Annotated in this window: 21 protein-coding genes and 1 riboswitch; of the genes, 13 read left to right on the plus strand and 8 right to left on the minus strand. The window is 34.8% G+C overall.

The annotated features are described in order from the left end of the window. Positions 1 to 406: 406 nt before the first annotated feature. On the minus strand, positions 407 to 1,894 hold the full coding sequence (locus JFU20_RS27215) for a peptide MFS transporter (RefSeq protein ID WP_002013676.1): 1,488 nt from the start codon (positions 1,892 to 1,894) through the stop codon (positions 407 to 409). Between the two features lie 393 nt (positions 1,895 to 2,287). Here JFU20_RS27215 and JFU20_RS27220 point away from each other — a divergent pair, with 393 nt between their 5' ends. From JFU20_RS27220 to lepB, 4 genes are all read left to right on the plus strand, one after another. Then, a complete protein-coding gene (locus JFU20_RS27220; RefSeq protein ID WP_002013677.1) occupies positions 2,288 to 3,013 on the plus strand; it encodes an NAD-dependent protein deacylase in 726 nt (241 codons plus the stop codon). A gap of 589 nt (positions 3,014 to 3,602) precedes the next feature. Further along, positions 3,603 to 4,715 (plus strand): RNA-guided endonuclease TnpB family protein, encoded by a 1,113-nt coding sequence (locus JFU20_RS27225; RefSeq protein WP_002013678.1) that lies wholly within the window; start codon positions 3,603 to 3,605, stop codon positions 4,713 to 4,715. 175 nt (positions 4,716 to 4,890) lie between these two features. Then, on the plus strand, positions 4,891 to 7,047 hold the full coding sequence (locus tag JFU20_RS27230) for a peptidoglycan D,D-transpeptidase FtsI family protein (RefSeq protein ID WP_201039117.1): 2,157 nt from the start codon (positions 4,891 to 4,893) through the stop codon (positions 7,045 to 7,047). A gap of 110 nt (positions 7,048 to 7,157) precedes the next feature. Further along, on the plus strand, positions 7,158 to 7,679 hold the full coding sequence (gene lepB / locus JFU20_RS27235) for a signal peptidase I (protein ID WP_002165518.1): 522 nt from the start codon (positions 7,158 to 7,160) through the stop codon (positions 7,677 to 7,679). A 33-nt stretch (positions 7,680 to 7,712) separates the two neighbouring features. Here the strand turns inward: lepB and JFU20_RS27240 are convergent, their stop codons facing one another. Continuing rightward, positions 7,713 to 8,336, minus strand: coding sequence for a cephalosporin hydroxylase family protein (locus tag JFU20_RS27240; protein WP_078178857.1), 624 nt, complete (start codon positions 8,334 to 8,336; stop codon positions 7,713 to 7,715). 182 nt (positions 8,337 to 8,518) lie between these two features. Between JFU20_RS27240 and JFU20_RS27245 the strand changes: the two genes are divergently transcribed. Further along, complete coding sequence (locus JFU20_RS27245; RefSeq protein ID WP_002165519.1) at positions 8,519 to 9,043, plus strand: NUDIX hydrolase; 525 nt, start codon at positions 8,519 to 8,521, stop codon at positions 9,041 to 9,043. An 81-nt stretch (positions 9,044 to 9,124) separates the two neighbouring features. Here the strand turns inward: JFU20_RS27245 and JFU20_RS27250 are convergent, their stop codons facing one another. Continuing rightward, a complete protein-coding gene (locus tag JFU20_RS27250; protein WP_002165520.1) occupies positions 9,125 to 9,889 on the minus strand; it encodes a class I SAM-dependent methyltransferase in 765 nt (254 codons plus the stop codon). Between the two features lie 196 nt (positions 9,890 to 10,085). On the opposite strand from JFU20_RS27250, the gene JFU20_RS27255 reads away from it, so the two are divergent. Continuing rightward, positions 10,086 to 10,577, plus strand: coding sequence for a DUF2716 domain-containing protein (locus JFU20_RS27255; protein ID WP_002165521.1), 492 nt, complete (start codon positions 10,086 to 10,088; stop codon positions 10,575 to 10,577). Positions 10,578 to 10,674: 97 nt separating this feature from the next. Here the strand turns inward: JFU20_RS27255 and JFU20_RS27260 are convergent, their stop codons facing one another. The 3 genes from JFU20_RS27260 to JFU20_RS27270 form a co-directional block, all read right to left on the minus strand. Next, a complete protein-coding gene (locus JFU20_RS27260) occupies positions 10,675 to 11,445 on the minus strand; it encodes a DNA alkylation repair protein (RefSeq protein WP_002013599.1) in 771 nt (256 codons plus the stop codon). A 33-nt stretch (positions 11,446 to 11,478) separates the two neighbouring features. Beyond that, a complete protein-coding gene (locus JFU20_RS27265; protein WP_002013598.1) occupies positions 11,479 to 11,784 on the minus strand; it encodes an iron-sulfur cluster biosynthesis family protein in 306 nt (101 codons plus the stop codon). Between the two features lie 119 nt (positions 11,785 to 11,903). Beyond that, positions 11,904 to 13,370 carry an amino acid permease gene (locus tag JFU20_RS27270; protein WP_002013597.1) on the minus strand — a complete coding sequence of 489 codons (1,467 nt, stop codon included), beginning with the start codon at positions 13,368 to 13,370 and terminating at the stop codon, positions 11,904 to 11,906. Positions 13,371 to 13,482: 112 nt separating this feature from the next. Next, a riboswitch (Lysine riboswitch) is annotated at positions 13,483 to 13,675 on the minus strand. 385 nt (positions 13,676 to 14,060) lie between these two features. Here JFU20_RS27270 and JFU20_RS27275 point away from each other — a divergent pair. Next, positions 14,061 to 14,510, plus strand: a complete 450-nt coding sequence (locus JFU20_RS27275; RefSeq protein ID WP_002165523.1) for a GNAT family N-acetyltransferase — start codon at positions 14,061 to 14,063, stop codon at positions 14,508 to 14,510. Between the two features lie 40 nt (positions 14,511 to 14,550). Here the strand turns inward: JFU20_RS27275 and JFU20_RS27280 are convergent, their stop codons facing one another. Further along, positions 14,551 to 15,453 (minus strand): sulfite exporter TauE/SafE family protein, encoded by a 903-nt coding sequence (locus JFU20_RS27280; RefSeq protein ID WP_002127976.1) that lies wholly within the window; start codon positions 15,451 to 15,453, stop codon positions 14,551 to 14,553. A 207-nt stretch (positions 15,454 to 15,660) separates the two neighbouring features. Between JFU20_RS27280 and JFU20_RS27285 the strand changes: the two genes are divergently transcribed. The 6 genes from JFU20_RS27285 to JFU20_RS27310 all read left to right on the plus strand — a co-directional run bounded on the left by JFU20_RS27285 (position 15,661) and on the right by JFU20_RS27310 (position 20,667). After that, the gene (locus JFU20_RS27285; protein WP_002032964.1) at positions 15,661 to 16,458 is read left to right on the plus strand and encodes a VOC family protein; all 798 of its coding nucleotides are present in this window, start codon (positions 15,661 to 15,663) and stop codon (positions 16,456 to 16,458) included. Positions 16,459 to 16,472: 14 nt separating this feature from the next. Then, positions 16,473 to 17,411, plus strand: a complete 939-nt coding sequence (locus JFU20_RS27290; RefSeq protein ID WP_201039118.1) for an aminoglycoside phosphotransferase family protein — start codon at positions 16,473 to 16,475, stop codon at positions 17,409 to 17,411. Positions 17,412 to 17,424: 13 nt separating this feature from the next. After that, a complete protein-coding gene (locus JFU20_RS27295; RefSeq protein WP_002013591.1) occupies positions 17,425 to 18,168 on the plus strand; it encodes a metallophosphoesterase family protein in 744 nt (247 codons plus the stop codon). Between the two features lie 144 nt (positions 18,169 to 18,312). Beyond that, positions 18,313 to 18,981: a P-loop NTPase fold protein gene (locus tag JFU20_RS27300; protein ID WP_201039119.1), complete on the plus strand. Its 669-nt coding sequence runs from the start codon at positions 18,313 to 18,315 to the stop codon at positions 18,979 to 18,981. Positions 18,982 to 19,024: 43 nt separating this feature from the next. Then, complete coding sequence (locus JFU20_RS27305; protein ID WP_002165527.1) at positions 19,025 to 19,567, plus strand: GrpB family protein; 543 nt, start codon at positions 19,025 to 19,027, stop codon at positions 19,565 to 19,567. Positions 19,568 to 19,842: 275 nt separating this feature from the next. Then, positions 19,843 to 20,667, plus strand: coding sequence for a DUF2785 domain-containing protein (locus JFU20_RS27310; protein ID WP_002013583.1), 825 nt, complete (start codon positions 19,843 to 19,845; stop codon positions 20,665 to 20,667). A 176-nt stretch (positions 20,668 to 20,843) separates the two neighbouring features. On the opposite strand, the gene JFU20_RS27315 is transcribed toward JFU20_RS27310, so the two are convergent. Then, positions 20,844 to 21,719 (minus strand): hypothetical protein, encoded by an 876-nt coding sequence (locus JFU20_RS27315; protein ID WP_002165528.1) that lies wholly within the window; start codon positions 21,717 to 21,719, stop codon positions 20,844 to 20,846. Positions 21,720 to 21,909 lie beyond the last annotated feature (190 nt).

Genomic DNA, 21,909 nt, shown 5'->3' on the forward strand with positions numbered 1-21,909 from the left:
GGTCTTCACCCGTAACACAAATCAGATGGAGTCTTCTTGCCGAAAGGGATAAACTCAAAGACATACAAAGTAATGATTTTAAAATGGTGTGATAAAAAATATCACACCATTTTTATGTAAAACAAACAGAGTGAATTTTTGCCATTAGTAAAGTATAACTGGGTAAGAGATAATCATCAGAATTGTTAATTGTACTATGATTTTTCAAAACTGATAAATTTAAATATAAGTAAGGTAAGAGAGCTGCATTAGTCTATTAGGTATGTTTTGTTTTCCTAGAAATATCATTGCTCCAGCATACATTATATTGCGTTTGTGTGGAGATTGCTATTTATACAAAAAAGAGTAACCCATTTGGCTACTCTTCACATAGAAACTTGTATTTGTTCATTTCAATAAGAGACCGTTATTGAAGTCCCTTCATGAAATTTTGGATTTTTGATGATAATGTAAACAGCAGGATGCTAACTAAAATGGAGATAGCACCAATAACACCAAAGTAAATTGCTTCTGTTGCAGGATTATACAGTTTAACAACTTGGGCATTTATTGCTTGCGCAGACGCAGTTGATAAGAACCATAAGCTCATGGTTTGCGAAGAGAAAGCAGCTGGAGCCAGCTTCGTCGTTATTGATAACCCTGAAGGAGATAAACAAACTTCTCCAATTACAATTAAAAAGAAGCTAAGGACTAACCACATAGGATTCACTAAAGAGTGAGTACCGTTGATTAAAGCCGGAATAATCATAACTAAGAATGAGAAACCTGCAAATAGCAATCCAATAGCGAATTTTTTTGCCGTTGAAGGCTGCTTCTTGCCTAACTTTATCCAAACCCATGCAAAAATCGGGGCAAGCGTTACGATAAAGATTGGACTTAATGATTGGAACCAAGCGGAATGCAATGTAATTCCATTGAACTGTAATTGAGTTCGTTGATCCGCGTATGTCGCTAAGATAATAGCACCTTGTTCTTGTATAGACCAAAATATTGTAGCTGCAATAAAGAGTGGTATATACGCAAGAAGACGAGATTGCTCTACTTTTGTTGTTTTAGGACTACGATACATATAAATGAAATAATAGGCTGGAATAACAATCCCTAAGATACTAATCAAGAATGTAAAACGATTTATAGTTAACAACCCAGTTGGAATTGTAACCACACCTAGCAATGTTAATACAACTAGACCAACACTGAAATACTTAATAGTCTTTTTTCTTTCCGAATCTGATAATGGATTAGGTACTTGCGTACCGACTAGACCAAGGTTTTTCTGTTTTGTTCCAACAAATACCCCTAACCCAATTGCCATACCAATTGCCGCAACTCCAAAACCAAGGTGGAAATTATATTGCTGACCTAATGTTCCGACAACTAAAGGTGCAAGTAAGGCACCTAAGTTAATACCCATGTAGAATATACTGAACCCTGAGTCACGACGCGCATCTGTTTCACTGTATAAACTTCCTACGATGTTCGATATGTTAGGCTTTAACAACCCTGTTCCTAGAACTAAGAAGACCATAGAGATAAATAACGCGCTTTTACTACCCGGTAAAGCTAAAATAAGATGGCCAATCATAATTAAAACGCCACCAAAGAATACGGTTTTACTTGGACCAAATAAACGATCCGATATCCATCCACCGATAATACTAGACATGAACAGTAAGGAACCGTAAATTGCCATTATCGAGGTTGCGGTAGATTGATCAATTCCTAATCCACCTTTTGCGACCGAATAGTACATATAATACAGTAAAATAGCTCTCATTCCGTAATGAGAAAACCTTTCCCAAAACTCAGTGAAGAATAAAGAGAATAATCCTTTTGGATGCCCAAAAAATCCTGTTTGAGGAATACTTTGAACAAGTTCGTTTTTTTCTTTCATAATGTTAATATTACCCCTTATTAATTTTTGATATTATACAAGTATAACTTAAGAGGTTCCCAGTAGTCCATAACTATCTAAGCCCATCGATGAAGAAAAGCAGCCTTCTGGCTGATTTCTAAATGAATTGAAAAATCGTCATTTGCTCATTAGACACACCTTTCACTGAATCTACCTCTAAATAATCCAGAATTGATTGTAAGAGTGCTTTAGCTACTAAGAATGCTACGTATATTGTTGACTTAATTGAACAGTAGTTATCTTTGAAACTTTAATTACACCTAAAAAAGTTGGGGGTTAATTCATGCAATGAAGTAAGTAAAATGAATTGTACAACACCTACTGTAAACAACTGGTATAATAAGTATAGGAATATACATAGAGGTGATTTTTGTGCAATATGAGGAAGTACGTTCGATATTAGAAAAAGCAAAGAAAATTACAGTGTTAACAGGGGCTGGTGCAAGTACGGAAAGTGGTATCCCAGATTTTCGTTCAGCAAATGGATTATATGCTGATGCGAATGTAGAGATGTATTTGTCGAGAGGCTATTACAATAGAAATCCGAAAGAGTTTTGGAAGCATTATAAAGAAATCTTTCAAATTAATACGTTTCATCAATATAAACCAAATCTTGGGCATCGCTTTTTAGCGGAGCTAGAAGAACAAGGGAAAGACATAACGATTTTAACGCAAAATATTGATGGTTTGCATCAAGTAGGTGGTAGTAAACATGTAATTGATTTACATGGAACACTTCAAACTGCGCATTGTCCGAAGTGTAAAACGGGATATGATTTACAATATATGATTGATCATGAAGTGCCGCGTTGTGAAAAATGTAATTTCATTCTAAATCCGGATGTTGTTTTATACGGAGATACACTGCCTCAATATCAAAATGCGATCAAACGTTTATATGAAACGAATGTACTTCTTGTAATGGGAACATCATTAAAAGTGCAACCTGTCGCTTCATTCCCAGAAATTGCAAAGAGAGAAGTAGGCGCAACAACAATTTTAGTAAATGAAGAGTTAACAGGGCAAGAATACAATTTTGATTTTGTTTTTCAAAATAAGATTGGTGAATTTGCCAAAGGGTTATCTTCGATTAAATAAGTTTTTGTTTTCGTAAAGAAACTGAGGTGAATGATGTCCACCTCAGTTTTTTTGTATGAATTATATTCATGTTATTGCGTATAAGGGGAATGGTAATAAATAGGATGATAAAATCAAAAACTGAAAATTAAATCTTTTATTTCTTTTGTAATTAATATAAAATTCTATATATAGCATATAAATAAATTTAACGTGTTATCCGAAAGAAGTCTCCTTCCTCAAGCGTGTGAAGGACGATAGCAAAGCGGTAGGTGGGAGATGAATTGCGGTTTGGTGTAGCCAAAAAATTGGTTTTCCTATTTATCCCGCATTAACGGGCAGTAAGACTCCCACCTCAAAATTCGGCGAATGCGAGGAATTTAGGTGGGACAACTGCCCATAAAAGCCCGATTGGTGAAGGCTAATAATCAATGGGGATGGAACCCCCACTGATTAAAGTTTCCCTTTATTTCGGCTCTGATATAATCAGTTTTATAAGAGGCGAAATTTGGTATAACAATGAAAGTAAATAATAATCGTGTAGTTTTCAGGTTGTGTGATCACCGTCATGGCTTATGGAAAATGAAGGCGAAAGGTGAGATAAACTGATATGACAAAGCATAATAAGGCGTACAAATTTCGTCTGTATCCAACAGAAGAACAAGCAAATCTGATACGTAAAACGTTCGGATGTGTACGCTTTGTGTATAATAAAATGCTGGCTGAACGGAAAGAAGTATACGAAACGTACAAAGAGAACAAGGAAGAACTAAAGAAACAAAAATTCCCTACTCCTGCGAAATATAAAGCAGAGTATGAATGGTTGAAAGAAGTTGATTCGTTAGCACTGGCCAACGCTCAACTAAACTTGCAAACTGCTTATAAGAATTTTTTTAGTGGTCAAAGTGATTTTCCTACATTCAAAAGTAGAAAGAGTAGAAAATCCTATACAACGAATCGAGTAAACGGAAATATTATATTGTTTCATGGTTATATTAAATTACCGAAACTGAAATTAGTGCGACTGAAGCAACATAGAGAGATACCGCAAAACCATATCATTAAATCATGCACGATTTCGATGACACCAACCGGTAAGTATTATGTGTCTGTTTTGACTGAATATGAAAAGGAAATTGTTCAAAAAGAAGTAGAAAGTGTAGTTGGATTAGACTTCGCAATGGCTGAATTGTATGTGAGTAGCGAAGATGAGAAAGCCAATTATCCTCGCTTTTATCGTCAGATGCTAGGCAGATTAGCAAAGGCACAACGTGTATTAGCAAGACGTGTGAAAGATTCAGAGCGTTGGAATAAACAACGGATCCGTGTAGCGGAGTTGTATGAAAAGGTCGCTAATCAGCGTAAGAATTTCCTTCATCATAAGTCTAAAGAATTGGCTACGAATTTTGACGTTGTAGCAATAGAAGACTTACATATGAAAGGAATGTCGCGTGCCCTTCGCTTTGGTAAAAGTGCCCTTGATAACGGTTGGGGGATGTTCACGACATTTTTAGCATATAAGCTACAAGAACAAGGAAAACAGCTTGTAAAAATAGATAAATGGTTTCCTTCTACAAAGATGTGTAGTAATTGCGGAAACAAAAAAGAAATGTCATTATCTGAACGGACGTATGAGTGTTCATGTGGACTAACAATAAATCGTGACTATAACGCAGCTATCAATATCAAAAAGGAAGCCATACGATTATTAGCGTTGATATAAGTCGTAAGAAATAACCTTTGGAACAAGGGAGTTAGCTCGGCTGTCCTAAGACAAATTCGTTAGCTATCAAAAGTAACGATGAACCGAGAAGCCCCCACTTCAAGTAAGCTCGTAAGAGATACTAAGTGGTGGGTAGTTCACTACATAATGGTTCATGCACAGAAATGTTAATAGAATGAAGCGAGGGAGCAAAATGAGACAGAAAAAGGAGAAACAGAAACAGTCGAAAAAGAAAAAGACTCATATTCCATTTCGGTTAAATGTACTATTTTTTATCGTTTTTCTTTTATTTTCAGCTATTATTATTCAATTAGGTAAAGTACAAATCATCGACGGAGAAACGTATCGAAATGAAGTGAATAAAAAGGAAGATGTAACGGTGAGTACTCCAGTTCCGAGAGGAAAGATGTTTGACCGGGAAGGGAAAGTTATTGTAAATAATAAACCGTTACGAACTGTTACATATACGAAGATGAAAGGAGTGGACTCAAAAGAGGTTTTAATAGTGGCAAGAAATTTAGCAAAGCTAATTGAAATGCCGCAAGAAGATATGGACAAGTTAACAGAGACAGATAAAAAAGACTTTTGGATGCAGTTAAATGAAAAACGTGCAGCAACAAAAGTAACGAAAGAAGATGAGAGTAAATTTAGGAAACAGGAAATAGAAGGGAAAGACTTAGATAAGAAAGTAGAAGAGTTGAGAAGAGAAAGAATTACACAAGAAGAATTAAACGAGCTTTCGAAAGAGGATATAGAAGTACTAGCAATTAAAAGCAAAATGAATGCGGGATATAAAATGACGCCACAAATCGTCAAAAAAGATGTAAGTCAAAATGAATATGCAGTAGTGAGTGAAGGATTATCGAGCTTGCCAGGCGTAGATACGACTGTGGATTGGGAGCGCGAATATCCAAATGACAAAATACTACGTTCTGTACTTGGTAGTGTTTCTACTGAGAATGAGGGATTACCAAGGGAGCAATTAGACTATTATTTAGTGCGAGATTATAACCGAAATGATCGTATTGGTAAGAGTTACATCGAAAAACAATACGAAGATGTGTTACATGGAACGAAAGAACAGTCTAAAAATATTACGGATAAAGCTGGAAATATTATTCGGACTGAAAAAGTGACAAAAGGAAAAAGTGGAAATAATTTAATGTTAACAGTTGATATGGATTTACAGAAAAAGGTGGAGGAAAGTCTTGAAAGGAATTTAAGGGCATTTCATTCTTCTGAACCGATGATGGATCGTGCATTCGTCGTTATGATGAATCCGAAAAATGGTCAAATTCTATCATTAGCAGGAAAGAAAATTGTAAATAAAGATGGCGGGATGCAAATAGAAGACTACGCTTTAGGAACGATGATAAGTTCTTACGAGTTAGGATCAACGGTGAAAGGAGCTACGGTATTAGCGGGATATCAAACAAAAGCGATTAAGCCATATACGCATTTCTTTGATGCACCAATGTACTTTAAAGGAAGTTCGAAGCCGAAGAAATCGTGGAAAGACTTTGGAGATATTGATGATTTAAGAGCATTGCAAGTTTCATCCAATGTCTACATGTTTAATACGGCGTTAAAGATTGCGGGGATTGATTATGTACCAAACAATCCGTTAGATATTAGGCAAGAAACATTCAATAAAATGCGCTATTACTTTAGACAATTTGGTTTAGGTGTACCAACCGGTATTGACCTTCCAAATGAATCGATTGGTCAAATGGGTAGAACCGATAATATACCTGGTTTTTTACTTGACTATGCCATTGGACAATATGATACATATACGCCGCTTCAGCTTGCGCAATATATGTCAACGATTGCAAATGGTGGTTACCGAATGAAACCACAAATTGTACAAGAAATTAGAGAGCAACCGAATAGACCAGAGGAAGTCGGGAAAGTTATGCAATCGATGGAACCAGTCGTGTTAAATCGAGTGGATATGGATCTTTCATATATAAATCATGTGAAAGAAGGGTTTAGAAGAGTTTTCCAAGAGGTAGATGGGACCGGTGCTGGAACTTTTAAAGGTTTACCTTATAAACCAGCTGGGAAAACAGGAACAGCAGAAACAGTGTACGGTGGAGAAAGTGAGATTGGAAGAGATGAAAACAACTATCGAAAAAAATGTTATAATTTAACTCTCGCCGGGTATGCGCCATATGATGCTGATCCGGAAGTTGCTTTTTCTGTTGTTGTGCCATGGGTAAATAATGATAAATCAGGTATTAATTCTGCAATTGGTAAAGAGGTTTTGGATGCATATTTTGACTTAAAAACGCAGAGATCGGGTGCAAGTCCAGTCCCAGTAGCACAATAGCCGAGTAAGGCACAGTAAAAACTTCAAATTGTAGTATATCACTGCGCAAATGAACAGGTGCAGTGATATATTTTTGAGTTGAAAAGTGTTTTGATAAGGTGGGAATGGATATGAAAGAGGAGATTAAGAGAGGTTGGGGAAAGTACATACTATTTATATTTGTCCTAGTAGGAGCGTACCAGTCTTTTACTTTATGTAAGGTGGAAGGAAAATCAATGCAGCCAACTTTACATGAAGAAGACTACGTATTTGTAAATAAAGCCGCTGTACATTTTTCTAGCTTACAGCACGGAGAAATCGTCATTATTAAGGAAGAGGATGAGTCGAAATATTATGTGAAACGTGTAATAGGGCTTCCTGGTGACATAATTAACATAACGAATGGAACTGTATACGTAAATGACAAAAAGCAAGATGAATCTTATATAAATAAAGATTTATATAACAATACACAAGTGTTTTATAATTTTCAAAAGACAAAGATTCCGCCAAATAAGTTATTTGTAATGGGAGACAATCGTGAACAAAGTAAGGATAGTCGAAATGGTTTAGGATATATTGAAGAAGATAATATAATAGGAAAAGTGGAATTTGTGTACTATCCTTTTTCGAAAATGAAAATCATAAAATAAGTGGGGATTCACAAAACCCCACTTATTAAAGTTTCACTTTATCTTCTTTAAAAAACCTTTTGGATTAAATGATATGAAAAACTTATGTTTAGATTCATCGATTATGAAATTGCTATTTTTAGTTAAAAACTCTTCCACAGCTTCCATTGGGCCAGGGCCCCAATCAGGAAGGAGAGGATTTCCGTTAATACTTGTATCTTCTACAATAATGTAACTGCCAGTGGTTACAATAGATTTATAAAGTAAGAGTTCTTTCGATACATGTTCTTTACTATGATCAGAATCTAAAATAACTAAAATCACATCATCAGGTTTGCGCATACTTAATATTGATTGGACGGCCTGTACAGAAACAGATGAAGCTGTTAAATACGTAATTCGATTATGGGATGGCCGATTTGGTTGCGGAGTTATATCGATAGTAAGTACGTGACCTTTTCCAATTAAATCTAACATAGAAGCTAAAAACAGTGCACTACCACCGTAAAAAGTTCCGCATTCAATAATTAAATCAGGCTTTAATTCGTATAATATTTCTTGATACAAAAAGAGATCAGAAGGAAGTTTGCAGATTGGAACCCCGAACCAGTGTGTACCATGTAACCAAACGTTGCTGTCGTAATATTGTTTTAGAAATTCGCTACTAATGTTATCGATTTTGAATTCTCCTTTCTAAAAAGGATTCTTTCATACGTAAAGAGTTTACGTATGAAAGTTGTACTATATATTATGTGGTAAGGGATTATAAGGCGAGTGTTTTCACGTGAAAATAAGCCAAATAACACATGTGGAAAATGAATTGCTTACAAAAGAAGATGTAAATGAAAGGAAATGATCGTATGTATAAGTACACAATTTGCTTCATTAGAAAAGGAGATAATATACTGCTATTAAATAGAAACAAAAAGCCGACAATGGGAATGTGGAATGGTGTCAGAGGGAAAATAGAAGAGTATGAAACGCCATACGAAGGAGTTATTAGAGAAACGTTTGAGGAAACGGGAATAGAGCTTCCAAGTGTAACGTATAAAGGGAATGTTATTTTTAAAGGTAAAGATGAACCTCGGGGTAGCGCGGGAATGTATGTATTCCTAGCTGATTTACCAGATGGAGTACATATTGATACGCCAGTAAGCACTCATGAAGGTATATTAGAATGGAAGTCAATTGATTGGATATTAGATGGTGATAATAGAGGTGTAGTTAGCAATTTGCAAAGATATTTACCGACATTATTAAGTGAGGACAACAATTTAGAGCATATATTCACATATGATAATCGGAATATTATTGATTACAAAACTACACTTTTGATAGAAGATAATACGAAAAAACGATATGAAAAATATCTCGTTTCTCAATAAGAGAAGAAACGTTAAAATACGAAGAGAAAGCCAAATTCTTTATGTGAATTTGGCTTTTTACAAGGAATGCTAATTCTAAGTTTACTCTTCATAATTTGCTTTAATAATAAAGCGATGTTGCTTCACATCAAAATACCCTTTTTGCAAGATGATTTCATGTATGCGATATAATTCCTCATTATAGCTATCTACTGTAAAATCAGGAATTTGCCACGGAATTGCTTGCAAGTAATAGACAACAGCACCGACATCATAAAAACGCTGAAGAGGGAACTCTTCCTTGGCCTCTAAAATAGTAAATCCATTTTGTTCTAATTCACTACATGCCGTTTCGAGTGACCAACTTGAAAATTCGCTATTCAGCGGTGTGCCAAACTGCTCATTCAGTTCCGCACAATCAAGACCACCGACTTGTTGTGTAAGAAATGTTCCATTGATGGAAAGACTTCTTTTCACTTCAGAAGCAGAATAGGATTCATGTTGATTCACAATTAAATCAAACTGACCATCTTGAAATGGTAAAGCAGTATCATCAGTCACTTCTACAACTGTAATTCCTAAGGGCTCTAATTTCTTTCGTGCAATTGGGACATTCGGAGCATAGCCCTCAGTCGCATAAATAGTTGACGGGAACGGTTGTAACATAGATAAAAACTCTCCGCCACCAGTCCCCATATCTAGCATTGATTTTGCACGTTGCATAAGCTGGAAAGCAGTGCTACCGTATGACCATGATAGGGGCTCGCTATTCATACGGCCAGTTTCTGAAATGAAAGAAAAATCCCAGCCACTAAAGTTAGTCTTTGCACTTTCTAATAGTGCTGAAAATAATGGATCACGTTTCATAATATGTCCTCCTATTTCGTTAATGAATGATATAGTAAGAACAGAGAAATGGAGGACCTCTTGTAAAGATGAAGAGGTTTTACGTTTCGTGTTCGAATAGATTCATACAAATTCGCTCCTTGCGAGAATAATCATTTATATATTCGGGATAATCGAGTGAAAATCCTTTGAACTATAAAGGGAAGGTAGATATTTAATGAAGAATTGGATTGAGTTTACAGACAAAGAGTACGACCGAATATGGGATAGGGTATATAGTGATTTTGAGTTTTCACCAAGTATGTCTATATTCCCATCATTTAAGGTGCCAAGTCCTTTTATAACATATGATATTTCTCATTACTTTGGAGAATCGGTAGATTTAAATGTATATGACGATCTGGAAGAAAAAGCATTACTAGTTTTTAAAGAGAATACAGTATCGAATGAATATATAATGGCACTTGATTGGCAACATGAATGTTACTGGGTAAATTCACATTTAAAGTTCGATAGAAATGAATTTGATGAGTGGACAATCCCGATTTTTCCAACTGGAGATTACTATTTCTTTATTCAGAAGGACTTTAAGTGGGGCTATTTAGGGCATCCGTGGGAGGAGAGTATAACGATATTTGGAAAAGAATTAATAGATGCTTTTGATCAACATAAACCAGAAATGTTTCATAAGATTTTAAGACAAGGTTAATGTTTTAAAGAGAAAAAACGTTTATATTTCCAAATGAAGTATAAACGTTTTTATTGTTAGCTGTTTTCATATAGAGTGTTGCTTTCTTTATAAATACTTAAAAAGAAAAATCTTTTGGCAAAGTCCCACTTTTTATTACCGTTCTTAATCCATGTTTTATAATCCAAGGATTAACAGGATGGTTTTTATCGCGTAATTGTTGTAACCATTGAAAAACGAGTTCTTTATCTTCTTTTGTAATATCGTTAATATGATTGGCTACTGATTTTTGAACATACTTAGAAGGGTCATTCATTAATGGCTCAAGAAGCTTTAAATTATTTCTGAAGTCACCTTTCAGAGCTCCTATTTTTTTTGCCCAAGGAAGTCTTGGTCTAGTACCTTCTGAAACTAATCTCCTGATGTGGCTGTTTTCATCACGTAACCATTGCTGCAATATGTCCAAGGTTCCTTCATGGTATTTTTCAAGATAAGGACGAATGGCATATTCAGCAGTATTTCTTTTTGTTATTTCATACATTGCATTGAATGAGGATTCAAAATCGTTAAGTCCATATTTTTCAACGTATTTTGCGATAGGCATATACATATAACCCTTTGTAAATGTGCCGACTTCTGTTGTATTTTCTGGTCCTAATGTTTTCAGTAATATATGTATTGCTTCATTAAAATCTTTTTGTAATGCATTGTGTAATTCATCTGCTATTACTTCTATACGTTGCTTTAACTCTAAATTTTCAACTTTATATGTTACGGAATCTACAAAATTTTTTTTAGAGAAATTAGGAACGTGTTTAGAAATAGAATCAGCCATTTTTTCTGCTAATTCTTCGTTAAATAAAAATTTTAACGGAACATATTTACCCATTTTTTCACCCCATTGGTCGGATAAAAACAATGTTTATTTTTTAATCGACAACCCATACACCAACGTCTCACTTGGAGTCGTAATACTAAAACCAGTTGTTTTATAATCAAGTTTTAACGTACCACCAGTGTAGTCTTTCGTGAATGAGTCCATTTGTATAATAAGCTGTTCATCTTCATATACAACATCATCCGCATTATATGTATCCCAAATTAAATCAACATCAACAAAAATGCTGCAAGAGTTTGTCATTGTTCCTCTAATACGAATGATCTTTTTGTCTTCACGTTCTAGTCTATGTATAGCAGCTTTTGCTTCATCAGTAATACGAATGTTCATGTGATCCCAACCTTTAAGTGTATTTACTTTATTATTGCAAAAAGATAAGAAATAGGGAAGTAAATGGAATTGTAATAAAAAAACGAGCAAACAAATTTGTTTGCTCGTTTTGCTATACTCTATTTCAGTTCACATTTATCAAGTGGAATGACTTTCGTTTTCTTAGTAAATTTATAGCCTAACCATAGTACTAAGAAGAGTGGTAAACCGATGTAAGAAACGAGTACACCGTTCCAGTCGATAGATGCTCCTGTAAATGCTCCGTAGTTTTGACCTAAAATAACGATAACACAAAGTGTAAATGCAAAGATTGGACCGAACGGGAACCATTTTGCTTGATATGGTAAATCTTTTAAATCTTTCCCTTGTGCAATATAAGCTTTACGGAAACGGTAATGACTAATAGCAATCCCGACCCAAGCAATAAATCCTGACATCCCAGAAGCATTTAATAACCAAATGTATACAACACCGTCACCGAATAAAGAAGCGATGAAAGCGACGCTACCAACTACTGATGTTGCGATTAATGCGTTAACAGGTACACCACGGCTATCTAATTTTCCTAAGAACTTAGGTGCTTTTCCTTGGCGAGCTAAATCCCAAAGCATACGAGTTGATGCGTACATTCCAGAGTTACCAGCAGAAAGTACTGCAGTTAAAATAACAGCGTTCATAACAGAAGCAGCGAAGGCAACACCCGCTTTTTCAAATACAAGTGTAAATGGACTTACTGTAACATCACTCGCTGCAAGGCTTTCAGTCGTATAAGGAATTAATAAACCGATAACGAGAATTGCTAAAATGTAGAATAATAAAATACGCCAAAAGATAGAACGAATTGCTTTTGGAATATTGCGTTCTGGATCAGCAGTTTCACCAGCAGCTACTCCTAATAATTCAGTTCCTTGGAATGAGAAACCAGCAGCCATAAATACACCGATAATTGCCATGATGCCGCCATTAAATGGTGCATCTGCAACAGTGAAGTTTTTAAAGCCGACAGATTCGCCGCCCATAATTCCAAAGATCATCATAAAACCGACAATTAAAAAGATAATAATAGTAACTACTTTAATAAGTGCGAACCAATATTCAGATTCACCAAAACCTTTAACAGATAAATAGTTTAAGAGAAAAATAATAGCTAAACAAAGTCCACTCCAAATAAGAGAAGGGGTATCTGGGAACCAAAATTTCATAATTAATGTTACGGCCGCTAGTTCAGCTGCAATCGTAATCGCCCAGTTATACCAATAGTTCCATCCAAGTGCAAAACCAAGTGATGGATCAACAAATTTTGTTGCATAAGTACTAAAAGATCCAGTAACAGGCATGTAAGCCGCGAGTTCTGCTAAGCTTGTCATTAAAAAATAAACCATAATTCCAATTGCGGCATATGCGACTAATGCACCGCCAGGACCAGCTGAATGGATAACACCACCACTGGCAAGAAATAATCCGGTACCGATTGTACCACCGAGAGAAATCATCGTAAGGTGACGAGATTTTAATCCGCGTTTTAATTCACCTTGTCCTTGTGTAGTTTGCGTTTTAGAGGTAGATTGATTTGTTGCGCTATTCATGTTCAACACTCCTTTTCTTGTAGGTTAGGAAGGAGCGGGGGAGAAAAATACAAAAAACCGCCAAAGGAATTAGGCGGAACGTTTCACAAATAACCACCCCATCATACCCTTCCGTTAAGATAGCACACCACGTTTACACGGTAATTTTGTAAACGTGACAGTTCTGTTCCTTTCGGAGACAGCCCCAGCTCATATTTCCAGAGAAGAAATATAAACTTCGGCAACTTTTCCTTTCAAACGGAGTCAGTGACATTCGCTGTGTCTCGTCCATTTTACTTTTAAAAGTCGCAACCTCTACCTCATCGGATTGATGAGGATTTATAAATTGCTATGATTTTTAATATATGGCAATTGTAATGATTTTCTGAATATATTGCAAGGGATTTTGTTAGGAAAAGTCAAAAAATATCGGTTATTGTATAGGAAACGCTTGCAAAACTCCACCCGAACCTACTTTTATGTAACAATAAGCAAAGAAAAAATTGTTATACAAATGTTTCGCAAAAAATATTGAAAAACCCTTTAAAATTAAAAGAAAATTCAGAAAATATAATTCGACATAACTATTAAAAGGGGATTATTCCTTAAATTCGTTTCAAAGAAATAAGTATAAATCCGATAAATAGAATGAATATTCTTTTTATTTCTGATAAAATTGAGGTATTGTTTAATTGAAAAGGGGATATCATTATGAAATTAGAAACGGAAAGATTATATATAGTACCGTGTACAGAAGAATGGATTCAAATTGCGAATAATCAAGGATACAATAGTGGCCCACATATTGTAGGGCATATAGAAAATGTGAAACGAGATGTGGCTTCATTACCGTGGGGACCGTGGTATGTTATTCGGAAAGAGGATGATGTGGTTCTAGGTGATATAGGATTTAAAGGGAAAGCGAATGAGCAACATACGGTAGAAATTGGTTACGGATTTATTGAGAAATATTGGAATAAAGGGTATGCAACAGAAGCAGTTAGTGAATTAATGAAATGGGCTTTTCAAACAGGGGAAGTGGAAACGATTATAGCGGAGACACTCCTTGATAATTATAGCTCTATTCGTGTCTTAGAGAAATTACATATGAAAAGAGTAAATAGTACTGAAACGATGGTCAATTGGAAAATAGAAAAATAAAAAATACCGCTCGAAGTAAATCGGGCGGTATTATTATTAATTATGGTAGCATTTGTTTTTGATCTTTCGGATAGCCGGCTGTCGATACGTTAGAACGATTGGAATGATTACGAACAGCAATAAAAATAGATATAATAACGACAAGACCAACTGCAACGTAAGAAAGTGAAATAATAGTTGGATCTACTTTAAATGTAGTAAGCAGTGTACGTATATTCGTAAAGATAATAAGTCCGCCAACGAGTACGCCAAGTAAATGAGAAGGAACAATGCGTACTAACCATGCGGCGATTGGTGCGGCAACAATACCACCAAGCATGAGGGCAAATACCCAAACCCAGCTTACTTGTTCCCAGCCAAGTGAAATGAAAAAGCCAATCGTTGCAGCGAGTGAAACAGGAAATTCACTCGTATCTACAGATCCAATAACTTTTCTAGCTTCATTTCCTCTTGCAAGAAGAACAGGTGTCGTAATCGGCCCCCAACCACCGCCGCCAGTTGAATCGACGAATCCAGCGAATAAGCCAAGTGGTACAAGTTGTTTAGCAGACATACGCTTATTTGAAGAAACAATTTGTTTTTGAATGATGAATCGTAATAAAATATAAACCCCTAAAGTAAATAAAAATATGGAAATGTACGGTTTAATTACATCACCAGGTAAATTGCTTAAAAAACATGCCCCAATAAATGCGCCAATTGCTCCTGGTAATGTAAGTCTGGAAACTGTATATTTATCAACGTTTCCAAATTTGATATGAGATGCACCAGAAGCGGCGGTTGTAACGACTTCAGCTAAATGAACTGATGCGGAAGCTACAGCTGGTGCGATACCAAACATTAATAATAGTGAGGTAGACGTTACCCCGTACGCCATACCAAGTGCGCCATCGATCAATTGAGCGAAAAATCCAATAATAGCAAAGACAATTAATTTCTGCATAAATAATCCCCCTGTAATAATAAATGAAAAAGACACTTTTCCCGTATGAGAAAAGTGCCTTTGGTTTTTCCAATCAGCAATAATTAAATTTGTTTTATTATAATACACATTAATCGTATAAATCAACTGGGTTTTAAAGTTTTTTGAATTGAACGAAAGAAAAATAAAATATACAATAAAAGGATGGAGAGAAAGGGGAGAAAGACTATGTTAGCATTTGATCATCTCGTTCACGCAGTGCATTGTACACCGGAGGAAGCGGCAAAACAAATGCAGGAGCATGGATTTCATACTGCATTAGGCGGTGAGCATACGACTTGGGGTACTTGGAATAGTTTATGTTATTTTGATTTATCATATATAGAATTTTTAGCAGTTCAGCATGAAGAAAAAGCGAAAGAAGCAGAAAATCCATTAGTACAAGAAACAGTGGTGAAATTAAAAAATGGAGAAGGGATGCTACAAATCGCAATTCGAACAGATGCAATTGAAGAACTAGCAGTTAAATTTAGTAAGCACGGCTTACATACGATAGGACCATTTGAAGGGAAACGGATGAGAAAAGATGGCCGGCTTTTAGAATGGAAAATGTTATTTGTAAAGCAAGAAGAGAATGGACCGAAATTACCATTCTTTATACAGTGGAATGAAACGGATGAAGAAAGAAGAAACGATTTACGTAAAATAGGGACGATCACTGAACATAAAAATAAAGTACAAGAAATTGAAACGATTCATTATACGGTGAAAAATGTTCGAGAAACAGTGCGGAAATGGAAAGAAGTAATGGAGCTAACTGCAAATTCAATCATACAAAATGAAGAATGGAATGCTGAGTGTCAAAGTGTATCGTTTGGTGATGTTCATGTGCAGTTTTGTGAACCAGTTGGAGAAGGGCTAGTACTAGAACGTTTGAAGCATCATGGCGAATATCCATTTGCAGTGGAGTTTAAAGGGGAAAATAAACGAGAGTATGAAGTGTTAGGTAGTTTGTTCGTATATTAATAGAGGTGAGTTTTGTGGAAGAAATGTTAAGAGAGATAGAAAGAAAACTAGAGTGGTCACGTATTGTAAAATGTACAGCTATTACAAAAGGTTTTTCACATGAAGAGAAGTATAAAATTGACCTAGAGAATCGAGAAACTTATTTTGTGAAAGTGTGTGATTCTTCTAATTATGAACGAAAACAAGAAGAATATATGTATATGAAACAATTGGAGTTATTACATATTCCAACGCCGAAGTTAATTCATTTCATAAAACTTGAGGGATTAAATAAATGTGTTCAAGTATTTGAATGGACCCAAGGTGTAAATGGTCAAGAGAGCTTAAGCAAGCTATCGGTGGAAGAACAGTATAATGCAGGAAGAAAAGCAGGGGAAATATTAAAGAGAATTCACTCGATAGAAAGAGAAAGTGCAAGTAATAAATGGGAAATATTTAGGTGGAATAAGTATGAAAGGTACATAGAGGCATTAGCAGATTATGAGGTGAATTTTCTGGATTTGAAGCCAGTATTCACCTTTGTAGAAAATCATAAAGACTTATTGAAAAATCGGCCTATCACATTTTTACACGATGATTACCACCCAGCAAATAGTATGATTCATAATAATGAATTTATCGTTATCGATTTTAGTGGATATGATTTTGGCGATCCAATACACGATTTTTATAACGTAGCGATTTTTACTACAAGAATAAGCAAACCATTTGCGGTTGGACAAGTTCACGGTTATTGCGGAGGCGATCCGTCAATCCACTTTTGGAAACTGTATTCATTATATGCAGCGATGACATTCCCAGCGGATATCGTATGGACAAACCGAACTACACCACATTTAGTAGAGGATATGAAAGAAAGATTGAACCGAATTATAGAAGATCATAATCATTTTTCATCTTATATTCCAAAATGGTATCAATCACAACATGAGGATATAATAAACAATAAATAACGGAGGGATTCATTTGGATAAAATTGCGGTAATTTCAGATATACATGGTAATATTCCGGCATTAGAATCAGTACTGAAAGATATTAAATTAAGAGGAATTGAACGTATTATTTGTCTTGGAGATTTAGTAGGAAAAGGTCCGCATTCTAGCGAAGTAATTGAAATCGTTCGTAAAGAATGTGAAGGAACCGTAATGGGAAACTGGGATGATTTCATTACAAAACCGACTGAATTTGAAGCGTTAAAATGGCATCAAAAACAATTGTCAGAAGAACAAAATGAGTATTTAAGAAGCTTACCATTTTCAATCGAGTTTTATATGAGTGGGAAACTGATTCGTATGTTCCACGCTTCACCGAGAAGTTTGTATGAAAGAATTCAACCACATGCAACAAGAGAAGAGCGTATTAGTATGTTCGAAAATAGTGAGCTCACAGAGAATATAGAAGGGGAAAGAAAACCAGATGTCGTTTGTTACGGTGACGTTCATCAGGCGTATGTGCAAAATTTTAGAGGGAAAACGTTATGTAATGCTGGTAGTGTAGGTAATCCACTTGAAATTACACAAGCTTCCTATTTAATTTTTGAAGGAACATACAATGAAAAAGAAGCAGCAAGCTTTTCCATTCAACTCGTACGTGTACCGTATGATATTGAACTAGCCATCAGACTAGCAGAAGAACTCGATATGCCAGAAATTGAAGAATACAAACAAGAGTTACGGACGGCTTTATATCGAGGGTTTAAGGGGAAATAAGGAAAATATAAATCAATAAAAATATATCTATCATAACTTAAAATATATCAACGATTTTTTTAAATATATCGATTTACCAACAAATAGCGATGAAATTAATTTACTGCAATTATATTATGTAAACAATATACAGGAGGGAATGTCATGCTCCGAAAACAATACATGAAAGAAATTGCTGATCATATTTTAAATTTAAATTTAACTCATCCAACAAGAGTTGGAGTGAGTGGTATTACAGCTTCAGGAAAGACAACATTTGCAAACGAACTGGCAGAGGAAATGAAAAATCGGGGAGTACAAGTAATATGCGCCAGCATTGACGATTTTCATAACCCTAGATTGATTCGTTATGCACAAGGAAAAGAGTCCGCAAGAGGGTATTACGAAGACGCACACGATTATACAGCTTTCAAAGAAAGGCTATTAAAACCTTTAGGACCTAACGGGAATTTACAGTATGAAACGATTTCTCATAACTTAATAACGGACATGCCTGTACATAATACGCCGCTAGTGGCCTCGCCAACTATGGTGCTAATAGTAGATGGAACATTTTTATTGAAAAAAGAAATTGAGTATCTATTTGATTATAAAATTTTCGTAGATACAGATTTTGAGATTGCGAGAAACCGTGGTGCAGAGCGCGAGACTGAGGATTTTGGAAGTTATGAAGAAGCAGAGAAAATGTTTATAAACAGATATCATGCGGCTTGTAAGATGTATATAGATGAGCATAATCCGAAAGAATGTGCGAATGTTATATTTCAGAATAGTAATTTTGATGATCCGGTAGTTGTATTTAAAGGAATTTAAAATCGTTTATATAGCAAAAAGTTCGTGAAAGGGGATGCGTTGGGTGGATAAAAAAGATAATCCGAACGATTGGCCTGTATGGGCGAATGAGTCAGTAGAGATAGTTAATGCAAATCCTGATTGGCAAGATAAAGGCCGATATGAAGAACAGCAACTTTATGAACTGCTTACTCCTCTCGGTATTAGCAAAGTAATACATATAGGAAGTACATCCATACCTGGTTTACCTGCAAAACCTATCATTGATCTAATGGCTGAAACAGACTCATTTGATAGAGTGCTCGATATTTCAGCAAAATTGTCTATATATGATTGGCATTATGTAGGCCCGGAATTAGATGAAAGACCTTGGAGAAGGTTCTTTGTGAAAGTGAAGAATAATAGGCGTGTAGCTCACCTGCATTTAATGGTTAAAGGAACTGAGCGATGGGAGCAACAACTTTTATTTCGTAACCGCTTACGAGAAAATCCACAATTAGTTTATGATTATTCAAATCTGAAACAAGATTTAGCTAAAAGATATAACCAAGATAGAGAAGCATACACAAAAGCTAAAACAGAGTTTATTAAACAAGTTCTAAAATGATTTAATTTTTGATTGTAAATACGTTTGAATACAAATGAAAAAAATACTTTATTTTATAACTTAAACTTACATGAAATGCATGCAAACAAAGTGAGAAGCTTTGGTGTTCCAATGTATTTCCTTTTATTTCTCGGGAGAAATTTATATAATTGAATCAAGTTCATAGAAAGATAGGGACTAAAACTATATTAAAAGTCGACTTAATTTTATGAGGGAAATTACAGGGGATAAGGCGAAAAGAAGTTAAAAAACGTAAAAAGGGGACAGGAAATATAATGACAGAAGTACTAGAACTAAAAGAAGAATTACAACAAATTCAAAATAATAATTATGCTGTGCCAGAAGATGTAGATGCATATCCATATGCACAGTGGATGCTAGATTATATCGGATCACCTGATGCTGAATTACGTGATGATTTGATTTATAGTACGCTTCACAAATGGATTACAAATGATGTATTTAGACAAAAAGAATTACGAGGATTAATGTTACAAGCGATTAGTCCTGATTATTTATTTTATAAAATTGGTGAAAAGGGCACAGATTCTGTATTTAAACGTGCGTTCTCCGTATTAATTCCGCCGCTTATTTTATCTGTTCATGAAAGAGAACCACTGTTATCTGAAGAACAACTGTATAGTGTGGCAGAACAAGTTCTGGAATATGTCTATTTAGAAGAAGATGTAAGAGGTTACGTAGAAGGAAAAGGCTGGGCACATTCTACTGCACATGCGGCAGATGCACTAGATGCTTTAGCACGTACAATACAAAATCGTGAGTTTTCATATGCAATACTAGCTGCTGTTCGTCAGAAGGTTCGATTGAATGACTACGTATACATACACTTTGAGGATGAGAGATTAGTAACGCCAATTATGTCGTTGCGTAACCAAAATATTTTAACTGAAGAAGAGTGGAGCAATTGGCTACATAGTATAGCAATTGTTGAAGATATCCCACATCCTCAACATGATATTTTAGTACAAAATATTAGAGCTTTCTTAAGAAGTTTATATTTCAGAGCTTTAGAGAAAGAGGGCGCTACTGCCTTTACAGATGATATATTGGAGACTTTGGAGAAATTGCGTAGATATTAAAAAAGCAGAATATCTAGTCTATCACTAGATTCCATTATAAATGAGCATGTAAGCAAAGAATAAGATTAAAAAACCGATTATACCTGTAGGTTCCCTACAAAAATAATCGGTTTTTTTTAGTTGAATTGAAATTTTAGACTTAAATATACACGAGCTTATATGTAATAACGAATGTATTAAATATGTAGTTGTGGATTTTCCTCATATAAACTATTAACATACTGTTTTAAATTCTTGATGAATAATAGAATCTCTTGACTAGGTATTCTAGCATGTTGAAGATGAAATATGTTTCCTTTTCCGATTTCTAATTCATTTGAAGTCAAAGTAATAGGGATATTCCTAAAGACATGCCATGGAAAATACAAGTGTACAAAAGTTTCTCTAAAATATATACCTGATTGACAAATTAATACTCCATCGGATCCTTTACTCAAATTACCAAGGACAGATGTATCTAAAAAAGCAATGATTTCTTCTTCTTTTGAAACAATGTATCGTGCCCCAATTTCTTTTAATTTTTTGTGTGAAATATGAGTGTCTACAAATAACCCATTATCAGGTTCTAATAATTCATTGTACGTCTCAAACAAAGAACAGGTTGATTTTATCTCATCAACTTTTATAACTGGATGTATATCATTTTGCTTTGAATTTTGGAATGAATTTGTAAGAGTTATAAGTAATTCTTTAAATAACAGTGGAGGATAATCACTTCCGTTAATATTAAAGCTTTTTTGTGCATCAAAAGATAAAAAGCTATCTTTATCAATTTCAATTTTTTGCACTTTATTTAATTGATCCCATTTTATATTTCCTTTACCTAACAGCCAATTTTTCCAGTATAAACCTGAATTTGTAAAGTAAACACCATATTTTCCTGATCCAAACAAGTTACAACTTAAAAAAGCAAAAATTTGGTCATCTGTTGGTATAGAAAAACGTTTTTTGGCAATTGATAAGAAATCTTTAGGGATTTTAGTAACATAAAATCTAGACTGCTGATACTCTAAACAAATATCAGTTAAACGATTAATATCTATATTCAACATAATCATTCTCCATTTCATATTTCTTTTCGATATAAATAAATTATAATATTATCAGGAAAATATTAACACTTAAATTAAGAGATACTCTATAGGATTCTAAAATGAATTTGTATTAGATTGAAAAAATTATGATTCGGGTTATCTTTTTGAGGGAGTGTATTTTTGTGAACTTGATGGAAGAAGTACATAA

Source organism: Bacillus sp. TH30, assembly GCF_016650875.1.
Classification (GTDB): domain Bacteria; phylum Bacillota; class Bacilli; order Bacillales; family Bacillaceae_G; genus Bacillus_A; species Bacillus_A mycoides.